We start from the raw sequence: 13,490 nt of genomic DNA on the forward strand, positions 1-13,490 counted from the left end.
AGAGTGTAATATATCATCTGTTTACTTTAATTCATGAATTAAACAAAAAATAGTACTCAACACATGTTATATAAAGAAATTCACATAGGAAAGTTTATCAAGGAGATGGTTGATGAAAATGAGGTACCCATGGAGAGGATCTGTAATTTTCTCAATAAGAATGATGAGTTCATTGAAAATGTTTACAAAAGCAGATCTATAGATACAGATCTTCTTTTGAGATGGAGCAAGCTGCTGGAATATGATTTTTTCAGGCTTTATAGTTCACACCTGATCTTGTATGCACCGCCGTCTGCCGTAAACAAGAATCAGAAGAAATCTGATAAAATCCCTTATTTCAGAAAAAATATCTATACCCAGGAGATCAAAGATTTTATCATGAAAAGAATTTCATCCGGTGAAATGACCTACGGAGAAGTTATCAAAGAATATTCTATTCCGAAAAGCACACTTCACCGCTGGCTTCAGAAAAATAATGATAATACTAACGGATAAACAGACCTATTATGCGTCCAAACTACAAGAAGATATATTATGATATGCTGAGGCTGGAACATCCGGAAAAGCTGAAGGATCCCAAGATCAAAGAACTTCTGGGAAAACTGAATACGACTGAAGATGTATTGAATTTTAACGATAAGATTTTTGCCCAGTCTAAAGAAAGCCAGATCAACAACCAAAAGCTTAAAACATATGACAAAAAAACAATGTTCAAGCTTTTACAGTATCAAAATAAGCATGGTTTTTCTACCAGCTATATGTCCAGGACCTATAAGATCAGCCGAACAACGATCATGAACTGGAAAAAGACTTTCGAAGAAGAAATAGAACAAGTAATAAATGCCGGTGAATAATAATTCTCCGGCATTTATTATAAAAGGTAATGGTAAGGAAAAATGGGGCAGTCGTGCCGGATTCGAACCGGATAACCTTGCCGGAGTGATCGGCTTCGCTATTCCTCCCCAAAGGTGTGACGATGGATTTCTTCCTTTACGACACTTTTATATTGTAAAAACAAGGCAACAACCGAAAGTGTATAGTCGTGCTCTAACCAACTGAGCTACTCTTCCTATTGATAGACTGTGTTTTTTGTGGAAGAGACGGGACTCGAACCCGTGACCCCGTCGTAATGAGCGAAGTAACACTGTTCTACGGCACTTGTTTGTTTTGAAGCAGATAAGGAAACAGGCGAAAAGAGTTTGCTCTTTTCAGAGCGTCGTTCTTACCCATATCGGGCAGTGAACCGGCAATTCTACATCTGCGTGAGACTTCCGCTTTCCGGGGAAAACTTTTGCCAGGCTGGGTTTCAATCCAGCGTCGCTAGTTCGGTCGCCCGAATGACGCTACCTTAGGACCGTTAATTCGAAGAAACTCTTCTCTACGACACTTATCTGCTGAGTTTTTTAAAATTAAAAAGAGGCTAAAGGCGGGAAAACTGCTGTTTATAAACCATCAGGTTTATTCTGGAGTCGAACCAATTGTAACCGAAGTAAGTTTTCTCTAACGGCACTCTTTTATTGAAATCAAGGTAATACTGAAAGGATCTCCGTGCATTTGCTCTACCTGCTGAGCTACTTCTCCTTTTCGAGGGAAAAGGCAGGAATCGAACCTGCGACCCAATGTTTCAAAATCCCGAAGTACGATCCTAAAACGACACTTGATTATTTTTAAGCAGGGCATTTAGTCAAACAGAAACTTACGACAGAGCGATACCATTACGCCATCTGTTTCCAGAACAGGATTCGAACCTGTATTGCTGCCCCCAACGAAGCAATTCTGTTTTACGGCACCTGCTTTATATTTTTCCAACGGGTCTTTCTGTATTTTTTCCAGTTTCTCTGGTATTTTTCCTGATGGGAATTAACCGTTTCAAAACCATGCGGAAAGCAATACGAACAACCCATTTCAATTCCATACATTAATCTTGAGATCTGTATTCCGGAAATTTTCTTTGGAAAATTAATGAGTCCGTATTCATTGACCCCGAAAGTTTGTTTTAATGTCTTGTATTTTTTCATGTCTATTGAGAATTAACCTCAATACACTGCTTCTTTAAGACATGGTTTATAAGTTTTCATGGTTACTGTTTTTTTTACATTGTAAAATCAATAGATTTTTCATTCAAATAATGACTTAAAAAGTTCAACAAGTTTGATAAGTCCTAAAATCGGTAGAAGGATTACCATTCCAATTAATAAGCAGACACCCACTTTACCCAGAAAGCTTTGTTCATCATTTGAACCTATTGATCCTTGTTTATATTTCTTTTTATATTCAGGAATATGATTGGTCTTTTTTAAACTATCCGTTTCAAGATCTTTTAAAACATTAAGTGCATAATCACTCAGTACATTTTTATCCCCTCTGAAAACAATATCTTTTAAAATAGCATTTCCCGAATAGCTTAATGAACGTTTATAGATCTCCACTGCAGGTTCCATTTCTTTATCTTTAGATAAAATCCAAAACTTCCCGGCTTCATCCAAAAATCCTGCGTCATAATATATCTGTCCTAATTTGTCTCTTAAAGAAAGGTCATCCGGAAATTGATTGATCAGGTTTCTGAGTCTGTCACATGCTTTTTTCTTTCTGCCTTCTTCAATATCTTTTTCGATTCTATAAAGGATATTTTCCATAATTATAATTTAAAAACTAAGCAATGAATCATAAGCGTTTTTGAATGTATTCAAATTGAAAGTTTGACGATGAAACTCTTATTGTACGGCATTGGTCTGTTTTTACCGGGCATCTGGCGGAAAGACTTTGTTTCAAGTGGAAGTCGAAGAAGTTCTTTCCTTACGGCACCGGATGAATAACACTGCAAAATTATTCCGGAAGTGCGCATTCTTTTTACGCAGTTTATTTTATTTTTTATTTTTTTAAATGCTGATGTATAATTTTTGCCCTTTTCTCATGACCTCCTTTACCAATTTTTAAAAAACGGGATAATAATAGTTTTCAAAATCTTCATCAGGATATTCTTTATGGCTGCCATTTTTTATGGATCCTAAAGTGAATAGAAAATCATCTGCATCAATCTCTGTACATTGAGCGCTGATATCCTGCCAGCCGATGCATTCATTATTGTGTCTCACAAATTCCGGTAACCGGCTGTATTCTTCAGGAGAAATTCCTTCATAAAACCAGTAGTTCAAATATCCTCTGAAAGTTCCACCTCCAAAGAGTACAGCTTCCTGTCTCCCTTCTGATTCAGTCAGGAGCATATATTCTTCACCACAATCCGGCGCTCCACAACAAGGACACCGACAGAGATGGGTTAGATCTTCTTTTATCAAAGGATTTCCGGTTCTTTGATGTTGATGGGTTTCGGACATTGTTATTATTTTTGTTATAGGGAGGACCAAAGTGACGAAGCAATTTCAAAATTTTATTTATTATGTCTGTTCGTTTTGCCTTGAAGCAAAAGAACCAAAAATTCAAGACTTGGAAACTCCAGCTAAAAATAATCTATACTCTCTAAAAATTCTAAACTCGCGCGAATTATGTATTGTTATTATATTTCAAAAATTGTCTCGCGCTCAAACAGTAGAATTTTTTTAACGTTCGCATAGTTTATTTTTTTAACGCCTCCGTTTCCTAGGTCGCTTTGTTTAGGCCAGTCAATATTTCTGAGATTATATCAAAATTTTTAATCTTCATCTTTTCCAAAATTTTTGAAATTCTATTTTTAAAATTGATTTGTTGTTTTTCTGCTTTCTCCAATTCAGTTTTCAATTCCAATTCATCAACTTCGATATGCGCTTGTATATTTTTTGCATCTTTAAGATTTACATCAGAATAATCAGACAACTGAACCTTCCCGTTCACTTTTTTATAAAAAATCCAGGGATGGCCGATCCACAACTCATTCCATTCTTCAGTTTGATCTTCAAGAATTCTTTTCCATTCTTTAATATTTCCAATATCACCACAACAGGTAGGCAAAACCATTGCTCTACCATCTTCCATCAAAGCTATTCCTCCATCAAAAGCTGTGAGCATGTCTTCTTCAAGCTCTGCTGGTTTGATTCCTTTAAAATCCGTTCCTAAAATAATTCCTAAATTATCGTCATCAATCTTTTCAATATCAACAAGATAAGAATTGTTATCTATTGGACCAAAATTAAAATTCAGACTAGAGACAGACTTAACCCATTCCTTATACCAAATTTCAGAATCTGGAAAATCAAAACTATCTGGTAATTCGGATTCTTCTTTTGAATATTTTAATGGGTAGATTTCAATTACATTAATAAGTTTCATACTTTGAAGAATTTAAGTTTGAGTTTTATTTATATTCATTCGCTCATTGTAATGAAGATGGATCATCATTCATCATTTATTAAAGCAGTGCCTTTTACAGCACTACTTTTTTAATTACCTGAATGGCAGACTTCCGGTCTTCCAAAGCATTCAATACATTGAAAATTTTGTCTGACCAGCCTGCAATAAGATATACATCATTTTGTCTGATATCCAGCGGCTGTTTTCCATAACCTGCCAGGTCAAAAATATATAATTTCGCATCCGGAGCCATACTTTTGTATCGGTTCCAGGAATCTTCAAAAGAATTTTTGGTTCCATTGCTGTTCCACAATTGGGTATCTGTAAACAACATTACTTTATCGGTCTTTTCTTTCTTTTTGATCAGATCTTCAATAACCAGATAACCGTTTGTAGAATAACCGACTTCACCTTCACGTTTGTAAAATTCATTAACGTTTCTCAAAATACCGTTTTTAGGCATCGGAATTCTTTTCCAGCTGTCACCGAACATACCGGTGATTACATTTTTACACTGTGACTGAAGAATCATGGACATTAACAAACCAATATCGTAAAGCAATACTTTACTTTTAGGAGAAACAGGCTGTTGCATAGAACCCGAAACATCTGCCGCGATCACCACTGAAGTATCAAAACCAAAACCTTTAATATTTTTCGCACTCACCATAACCGCCTCTTCCAATGCTTCTAAAATGGATGACAGGTAAGGTGAATTCATAGCCTTCAATTCTCTGTACGCCGCTAAAAATCTGAACGGAAGCTGCTTTGAGTTGATGACTGCTTTTTCATTGGACAAATAACTACAGACCTTACTCATGGCATCAGAAGAAACACCTGATTCCAAAATATTTCTCAGGTTTCTTAATGTTGCCATATAACCAAGCTTACTACTGAAGATCAGCTCTTCCCATTTGGTTTTAAAAGTCAGTTTTTTTTCTGCTTCATCGGCAAATTTGGTCTGACCTAAAGCTGAAAGTTCGACTTCCCAGGTGTAAGGAGTTTCCAAAGCATCACCTACAATTTTGTTGAAAATCGCCTGTTGTTTTTCATCCTTTGCTTTCGGGTGCACCAGAAAAAGGGCATCTTTCAGGGTTACTTCTGCTTTTCTGTTATATTTTGCAAACTGGTATTCATCAAATCTATTGAAAGATTTGGCAAGACCTTTCTGGATCTGCTTTGAAAGTTTGTTCAGTTTTTTGATTTCTGTTCTTTCGTTGGCAGTCTGGTAGTAAGCCAAAAGTTCAGTGATTTCATCTGCTCTCTGAACAACACCGTCAACAGTTCTGCTGACCAGGTCTGTACCGGAAGCCTGTTTGGCCAGTTCTGCAGTCAGAACTAACGGAATTGAACGCAGATACATATCCTTTCTGGCATATACTGCCAGCTTAGCTACGAATTCCGGATCATTCTTTTTAATCAGAGACTGAATTCTCTCCAATCTGTCATTTCCTTTTTCATAAGAAGTACTGGATAATCCTGTTGTAACAACAGCACTATATAATTCTTCAGCAGGTGTCATGGTCAACGCCTTTGCACCTTCGTAGTTCAATACGGTATTTTTCTCTTTTTTTAAAAAATTAAATTTCATGAGTTACTGTTTTTTGTTAAACATTGTTTGGAGGATCACCTCATCCTCTCTGATTTCTGATGCAAAGTAAAAACAGTATTACGCAGTCTTTTTGCGCAGCGAATATTTATATGATTTTTTTTATTTTTTTTTCAAAACTTAATCAAATTGGTGAGTTTTTGAACTGAATGCATATTTTATCTCCTACAGATTTCTCAGATGTGTGCAGAACATTGTGTTATTTGTGTTTAAATTTAGGTTTTGGCTAAAGCCAGATTGAATGGGTATACTTTTCATAAGTGGGCTAAAGCCCACTCCTATTGATGTTTAATGAAAATATCTTTTATCTTTTATCTTTTATCTTTTATCTTTTATCTTTTATCTTTTATCTTTTATCTTTTATCTTTTATCTTTTATCCCATCTTTTCCACATACAAAATGTCTATCATTCATTTCCAATAAAGGAATCAGCATTCTCTGCTTTTCCCAACAGCATTGTCTAGCTTTGTGTACATTAAAATTCAAGCTATGATTAAAGGATTATATGAAACCCACGTTCAGGTTAGCAGTTTAGAAAATTCTGTACGGTTTTATACTGAGGTATTGGGTCTGAAATTAGCGCATATGGATAAGACTCGTCCCATTGCATTTTTGTGGATCGGTGAAGACAAAGAATTTATGTTGGGATTGTGGGAGCAGAAAGAAAACCTGCAGCCAAGACATTTTGCTTTTTCCAGCAGCCAAGAAGATATTTTAAATTATTCCGTAAACTTTCTGAAAAATAAAGATCTGAAACCTTATAACTTCTTGAAAGATGGTATTGACGAGCCCATGGTTTTTGCCTGGATGCCTGCATTAGCCATTTACTTTAATGATCCGGATGGTAACCAGTTGGAATTTATCTCCATCCTTGAAGGGGAAGGAAAACCGGAACTGGGTGTGATCTCTTATGAAGAATGGATGAAACATCAATAATAAAAAAAGGACAGTCTTGCATTATGAAGCTGTCCTTTTTATTTAAAGCTGTCCTAATTTTTTTACGGCAAGCACATGCTTGCAGGGTCCTCTTTCACCCTGGTATTTACTGAACCACTCACAGGTGCAACGCTCTTTGCTGTTGTCGATAATTACGGTATGGTGAACACCAGTCCCTTCTACCCTGGCTTCAGTTCTGGCCAGGCTTTTATTTAATATCTGTACTTTTCCTTCGGCAATCAGTTTTTCTGCATTTTTCATGCGTGGATTTAATCCTATAATTCTGTTGAGTTGAAACGGTAATCTTCGATAGAAAAACCCGTTATCATCAAGATCATACCCCAGAAGTCCCATAGCTGCAAGTCTTCCTGTAAGGTTATCTGTTTTTTTCAGGCTTATATTTTCATCTAAAGCAAAAGCTGTAGGGTTAAAAGACTGATTGGCATAAGCATATTTATCTAGTGCGTCAATCCATTCATCAGAAATATCATCAATCAGGCTGTCTAAAACTGCACCTTCACCGGAAAACCCTCTCCAGCTTTCTCTTGACAATGAAAAACTGAACCTGATATTTCCCATATACAATTGCCACGTGGTAGACTGCATACCGGAATGGGGAAATACCTGCATCTGATCAATATAAGGAAGAAGCGGTTCCAGCAGTCGAAGCCTGTTAAGCCCTCCAATACAAACCGCATCTGCCGATTTCACAGGAGAAAACATAGGCTTATTCCCTCTGATGATCAGATAATAGTCTGATTTTACCGGACCTTTTGGTATTCCTCTGAACAGCTGTTGAGTCTGGATTTTATTAAATGTATGAAGCTTTTCTGATTCAGAGAGATAGATCTGAACCGTGCTGAGCCCTTTGATCCATTTTACAGGCAGCGGAACTTTTCTTTCCACTACTTTTTTCTCTTCTTTGTAAAGCCCTACTTCTTTTTCACCTACAGAAAGGACTATTTTTTCGTTAGGACGAATGCTTCCTAAAGCCATGATCATCGGCTGGTTAAAATCCACATTGGTGGTTCCATTCTCCAGAAACTCACCATCAAGGCCGTCAGGCAGTACATCTACCCTGGCATAAACGCCGGCACAATGCGAAAACCCCTCAAAACGTAACCTGCTGTTTCCTGCGGTAACGATAGGGTCTTTAAGCAGAGCCATCTGAAACGGCGACAGATTAAAGCTGGATTTCACAATATTGGACAGTGTAATAAGGCATCTTGCCAATATAAACGGCTGACTGACATTTCCCCAGAAAAAGCAGGGAGCATCTGTATTCTTCTGAATCTCGCTGTACTTGGACAGAAATAATTCTTCAGATGCATCTTTTTTTATCAAAGACGATGGTCTCTGATAATGGTAAACAAGCGTATCTTCCATATCTATTTTTTTAGAAGAAGATTGCAGATTTTTTTCAGACTGGAGTTGTCTTTCCAGCTATTCAGTTTTTCTTTTAAGTCTTTATCGGCTTCTGATTGGTTTAAAGCCAAAACCTCGTGGTAAATATCTAATATTTTTTTAAGATTGGTAACAGGTGTTTCCATCTGTAATAAAATATGGGTTAGAAGCTCTTCCAGTGCCAGATTGTGGTCTTTGCTGACATTGAGCATCTGATTCTGAACAAGATCCGTGAATCTCTTTACAGGCGCCCATTCCAACTTTTCATGCAATCCGATTACGCGCCCCAATTGCTTATTATCCATCACTTTATGGGAAACATGTTCCAGCCAGATCTCAGCAGCAGTTCCGCGGATTACTTTGTCACCATCCAGAAAAATGGTACCCAGAAACAGGTAACCCATAGCGTCAAGTGGCTTTTTCATCTGATGAAGTGCCTGTGCCGTATTCAGAACCAGGCCTCTTTCATAGACTTCCGCAATCCCTGAATAAAACAGGCAGTCTTTAATAATCTTAGCGAACACATTTCCAAGGGTATTTGGGAAGCTCCACATGAATGAAGGTGTTTCGGAAAAATGTTTCTGCTCTGCAACAAAGTATTCTAAGAAAAGTTGATGTTCTCTTTTTTTCAAGTGATATTTGGGTACACTGATATTAAGTTCTACCGGATAATAGGAGTTCTTTTTGCTGTCAATGGTTTTCCATTTATAAGCACCGGTAAGGAGTTCTTTAGGAATATCATCATATCCGAAGTCTTTGAATTCTTCAAAAACTTTCCCCGGAGAGCGTGTTATTCCTGCTGTCATCCACCATGAAGGGTGCTCAAATTTTCCTTTGGGCTCAGTATTTTTATTAAAAAAGAAAAGAAGGAGTTCTTTATATTCGCCTTTTAACTTCTCTTCAACAAGCTGCCATCTGTCTGAAGTTTTTTCCATTGAACATCGCTGCAATGCAAGCTGTACATCCAGATCATGCGGTTCTATATTTTTGTTCTGATAGATTTCAAATCTTTCTACCAATGCTTCGGGGCTTACCCAGCAAGGGTCATGAGTCACCGTGGACAACAACGGTGTGGTATCTCCAGATTTTATTTTGTTAAAAACATGTATGGCTATATTTTTAAATGGCTTCATAGCCACCCCACCCGCGTGGATGTCTTTAACAGGTCCAAGCTTTTTATGATAACTGGAATACGCTTCTCTTGTGGCTTCGTCGTCGCAGGTTCTTTTATATATTTTTTCCAGACTCTTAAGCTGAACAGGAAACCTTTCTAACAAGGAAAGTCCGTAATTGATAATCAGATTGCACAGCAAAACATTAAAATGATGAACTTCCCATTTTGCAATGGTTTTACACGCTTTTTGAAATACGGGTTCAAAAAGTTTTACAGATTCGTTATCTGCTTCATCAGCAAAACGGATAAGGCCTGCCAACGCCAGATCATAATAATATGTTCCGCGATTTTCTATGGCCTGTGGAAGAAAAAACATCAGATCTTCAAAGCTTCCGGGTTCCTGAACCTGGCTTTCGTCACTGATCAGTTCTAATTTTTCCGGAATGACAATATCCAGCTCCAGCTGTGTGTTTTCTATATACTGAACTAAACCAGGTCTTACATTAGCTAAAATATTATCGGCATAATGAGACAGGGCTTCTTTCATGTTGTCGGAAACCGGAATGTACCTCTGAATAATCTTTGCCGCTTTACTCTGAATGCTTTCGTCTTTGCTTACAAATGCTGCACTCAATGCCATTTCCAGGTTTTCTGTATCCAGCTTCTTTTTTTGAAATATTTTTTCTGTTACGGTCAGGCTGGCTGCAACTACCGTTTTCACCTCTGAACTCAACAGATTCGGAAGAAAATGAGAAAACTCCGCAGTTTTAAATTCAACAGCCGGCACTATCTTTTTCAAATGGATAAGCATGGTATTAACTGCCTTTGACTGTACAGAAGCCAGCCCTGCCATCAGTTCGTCCTGAAGCAAGACAAGTTCTTCATCAGAAGGCTTTAATGCATTGAATGCCTCCATGAACCATCCTGTCACATTTTTATTAAAATTCCTGTTCGCTGCCAGAAGGCATTCTTTAAGAAATCTTTTTCTGTCGATTTTATTTTCGGCGACGAGTTTTTGAACCAATGGCAGCCATTCTCTTTTAAAAGGAAGCGATTTTGAAGGGAATTCACACAAATACCAAAAGTGGGTCTCCAGTGTTTCCGGAGATTTGTCAAGATCATAAGGCTGAAGGCTTAAATGATAGCCAAGCAGCTCAGGTCTCGGCTGTACATATCCTTTTTCTGCCCAGCCCAGAATATCCTGATAATCAAATGCGGTAAATTCTGCATCTATAGAATCATTGATAAAATCTGAAAACCAGTGCGGACAGCCCCATTCCAATATGGTGCTGGTTTGCTCTTTGTTTCTGAAAAGACTCCAATAGTTTTTTCCGTAATGCTTTTGATCCATGCAGACAAATGAGGCTATATCTATAATAGAATGCTGATCTGCAGAACCGGCAGTATGGTAGGAGTTTTTCGTCATTACAATCTTACTGATCTCCCTGTCCAGTTTTTTTATAGTCGGTACCAGGGATTTTCTTTCTTCTGCGGTAAGCTGCTTCAGAAAGGGAATAATCTCATGTGCTTTTTCCTCATTAAGGATCTCATACAATCTTTCTTTCATTTGTTTTTAATTTGATGATCATTTTTTTCAGGTTATTTTCGTTTTCCCATTCTTTTAGCTTCACGATTACAGCATCATCAGTGGGTGACTGATTGAGATGCAACAGTTCATAATAAGTCTCCAAAATCTTTTTAAGATTAAAAACCGGATGATTTATCGCTGTAAGAATGGATATCAATAGTTTTTCAAAAGCCCGGTTATGACTGGAATTCAAGCCGATAAAACCGGAAATTCCATCGGTAAGTCTTTTTACCGGAACAAGTCCGAAGTTGATCTTTTCACTGATCATTATTCCTAATGTTCCGATGTCAAAATCATCTGAAACTATCTTGTGAATAATCGCTTCAAAAGCCGTACCAGAGAAGGTTTTATCCTTACTGAACATAGCCGCGGAAAGGAATAAATAATGCACAGGCTGGAATGGAAGATCCAACTTCATCCATGCATCTAAAAATTCGGTATTGGTCCTGCTGTCATACTGATAAACAGCGTTGGATAATGTTTCGTTATATTTTTTCGCAAAAACAGAGCCTGAAAAGTACGGAGCGGTATATAAAATACGAATCAAATCCTGATCATAAACGCCATGATATGAGTTAAATAAGTGATCCAAAAGAGGTGCTTCCGCGGAAATTTCTTTATTCTCAATCGTTATCCTAAGCTCCGGGACTTCTTCTGCAACATATCCTTTGTATATTTTTCTGATGCCCGGCTTTCTGCCGAAACTGCCGTTCAGATCATCTTTTCCATAAATATTTTTAAAATATCCAGAATCAAAAACAGGCTCTAGAAGTTTTAAATAATCTTTGTGAAGCTGCTGCCGTGCATATTTTTCTGAGTCTTCAAGATTTTCTTTTTTTACACGCAGAACTGCTCTCTGCAAATCGAAAGGAACCGGAAGTTCTTTTTGGTCCTGGTATATTTTTAATTTATCTATCAACACATTAATATCTATCCAGCATGGTGTATGATCAGAAATTGAAAGCAATGGAAGGTTTTTTCCCTGTTTTAAAAGTTCAAATATGCCTGAAAGAAGTTGATGATAGGCTTTAAAGATCAAAGGGGTACGTTTTCCCACCCAGTTTTCAAGGTCGGGAAATTCTTTCTTTGCTTCATTGAGTACCGGTGATCTGTTTTTCTGCTTTAAAAGGCCGTATTTAATAAAAAATGATGCGTATAAATGATGCATTCCGACACTCCCTTTTACTTTAAGCGCAGCTTTGAACGCTGGTTCCAACTGGTGAAGTTGTTCTTCATTGATCTCAACATTGAACCTCATCACTGCATCTAAAAAGAGATCGAAATCATTAGGTTCATTGTTACCGAAAACCTGAGAGGCAAAGAATATAAAATCGCTGACTGTTTTAATTGGAGAAACAGGCTGGCTAACATGCCAGAGAGCAGATTCTTCTATTTCAACGGATACCTGTATTTCTTTATTTTCGAAGCTGGAAATAAATTTTTCAAGCCACACTTTGGTATCTGAAAGAAGAGATTCTACAAAAGGTTGGAGTTCATTCTTTAGATTTTCTGAATCAGGGTCACCATATTTTGAAATGATCTTAGCCGCTTTAATCTGTATACCAGCATCTTTATTCATGAAAACAGGAAGTAAAAAAAGACAGATTTCTTCGCTGTACTTTTTATCATTCTTCGCTATTTTCTCAAGAATCTGAAGGAGTGTATTCAAAATATTTTTAACCTGAAGACCAGGCAATGACATTGCAGCATCAAGAAAATATTCTGTCCTGAAATCAGCTTCTGCGATCACCGGATTTATCACTTTCATGACCGGAACAAAAAGAGATTGCTGTGAAGTATGAAAGACTGAAAAAAGGTTGTCCTGAAGGGCTAAAATTTCTTCATTAACAGGTTCAAGGTGAGAAAAAAGCTCCAGAAACCAGGTATTGTGATCTTTTGAGAAGTTAAGATGGACTGCATCCAGACAAGACTGTAAAACTTTGAAGCGGTCTATTTTATTTTCACTGACAAGCTCTTTCAAAAGTTCTTTCCAGTTTCTTCCGTTTTGATAATGACAATCGATACTTGAGTTATACTGAAATAGTAACCAGATGTGGACATCCAGTGTTTCAGGATAGGTGAAAAGAATTTCTTCTGATGTATAATCTGAAGCCAGTGATTCTGAAAGAAGATTTGCACAAACTTCATCATTCAGTTTAAGGTAGCCTTTCTGTTGCCATTCAAGAACTTTCAGATAGTCGATGTTTCTTAGAAACGGGTAGCTGTTTCCAATCCATTCCGGAACATAAGATTCAAATAATTCATCGATAAGATGTATGGGTGCCGCGTAATATCCGGGAGCCCATTTTTCGTATTCATCCTGAGTACTGCTGCAGGCCAGAGTGGCCAGCATGGAAACGTGATTATAACCCCAGTCTTTATTTAAATATTTCTTTAAAATGACTGCAGTTTCTTTCTTTTCTTTTGGGGTCAGCTTTATAAGAAAAGGAACAATTTCCTTGATTCTATAATTTAAATAAATCGTTTTCAATTCATCTCCAATAAGCATAATTCCAATCTTGGGGACTAAAATAATAAAAATTGGCTGACAGGCA

General features: G+C 37.2%; 11 protein-coding genes. 3 read left to right on the plus strand and 8 right to left on the minus strand.

Annotated features, from left to right (window positions below; genetic code table 11):
• Nucleotides 1–63: 63 nt before the first annotated feature.
• Nucleotides 64–495 carry a transposase gene (locus tag NZD88_RS06100; RefSeq protein ID WP_169236562.1) on the plus strand — a complete coding sequence of 144 codons (432 nt, stop codon included), beginning with the start codon at nt 64–66 and terminating at the stop codon, nt 493–495.
• Between the two features lie 11 nt (nt 496–506).
• Entirely contained in the window at nt 507–854 is a 348-nt protein-coding gene (locus NZD88_RS06105) for a helix-turn-helix domain-containing protein (protein ID WP_169236561.1), read from the plus strand.
• A 927-nt stretch (nt 855–1,781) separates the two neighbouring features.
• On the opposite strand, the gene NZD88_RS06110 is transcribed toward NZD88_RS06105, so the two are convergent.
• From NZD88_RS06110 to NZD88_RS06130, 5 genes are all read right to left on the minus strand, one after another.
• Nucleotides 1,782–2,018 (minus strand): phosphate ABC transporter substrate-binding protein, encoded by a 237-nt coding sequence (locus NZD88_RS06110; RefSeq protein WP_259828244.1) that lies wholly within the window; start codon nt 2,016–2,018, stop codon nt 1,782–1,784.
• A gap of 99 nt (nt 2,019–2,117) precedes the next feature.
• Nucleotides 2,118–2,636 carry a DUF6584 family protein gene (locus tag NZD88_RS06115; protein WP_259828245.1) on the minus strand — a complete coding sequence of 173 codons (519 nt, stop codon included), beginning with the start codon at nt 2,634–2,636 and terminating at the stop codon, nt 2,118–2,120.
• A gap of 297 nt (nt 2,637–2,933) precedes the next feature.
• Entirely contained in the window at nt 2,934–3,335 is a 402-nt protein-coding gene (locus NZD88_RS06120; protein WP_259828246.1) for a hypothetical protein, read from the minus strand.
• 262 nt (nt 3,336–3,597) lie between these two features.
• Nucleotides 3,598–4,263: a hypothetical protein gene (locus NZD88_RS06125; protein WP_259828248.1), complete on the minus strand. Its 666-nt coding sequence runs from the start codon at nt 4,261–4,263 to the stop codon at nt 3,598–3,600.
• A 94-nt stretch (nt 4,264–4,357) separates the two neighbouring features.
• The gene (locus NZD88_RS06130; protein ID WP_259828249.1) at nt 4,358–5,875 is read right to left on the minus strand and encodes a TROVE domain-containing protein; all 1,518 of its coding nucleotides are present in this window, start codon (nt 5,873–5,875) and stop codon (nt 4,358–4,360) included.
• Nucleotides 5,876–6,382: 507 nt separating this feature from the next.
• Here NZD88_RS06130 and NZD88_RS06135 point away from each other — a divergent pair.
• The gene (locus NZD88_RS06135) at nt 6,383–6,829 is read left to right on the plus strand and encodes a VOC family protein (RefSeq protein ID WP_259828251.1); all 447 of its coding nucleotides are present in this window, start codon (nt 6,383–6,385) and stop codon (nt 6,827–6,829) included.
• 42 nt (nt 6,830–6,871) lie between these two features.
• Here the strand turns inward: NZD88_RS06135 and NZD88_RS06140 are convergent, their stop codons facing one another.
• The 3 genes from NZD88_RS06140 to NZD88_RS06150 are packed head-to-tail and all read right to left on the minus strand — an operon-like array spanning nt 6,872 to nt 13,444.
• Complete coding sequence (locus NZD88_RS06140; RefSeq protein ID WP_259828252.1) at nt 6,872–8,215, minus strand: SWIM zinc finger family protein; 1,344 nt, start codon at nt 8,213–8,215, stop codon at nt 6,872–6,874.
• Between the two features lie 2 nt (nt 8,216–8,217).
• On the minus strand, nt 8,218–10,914 hold the full coding sequence (locus NZD88_RS06145) for a DUF6493 family protein (RefSeq protein WP_259828253.1): 2,697 nt from the start codon (nt 10,912–10,914) through the stop codon (nt 8,218–8,220).
• On the minus strand, nt 10,895–13,444 hold the full coding sequence (locus tag NZD88_RS06150; RefSeq protein ID WP_259828255.1) for a DUF6493 family protein: 2,550 nt from the start codon (nt 13,442–13,444) through the stop codon (nt 10,895–10,897). The genes NZD88_RS06145 and NZD88_RS06150 overlap by 20 nt, the downstream gene beginning before the upstream one ends.
• Nucleotides 13,445–13,490 lie beyond the last annotated feature (46 nt).

The sequence above is a fragment of the Chryseobacterium pyrolae genome (assembly GCF_025153485.1).
Taxonomy (GTDB): Bacteria; Bacteroidota; Bacteroidia; order Flavobacteriales; family Weeksellaceae; genus Chryseobacterium; species Chryseobacterium antibioticum.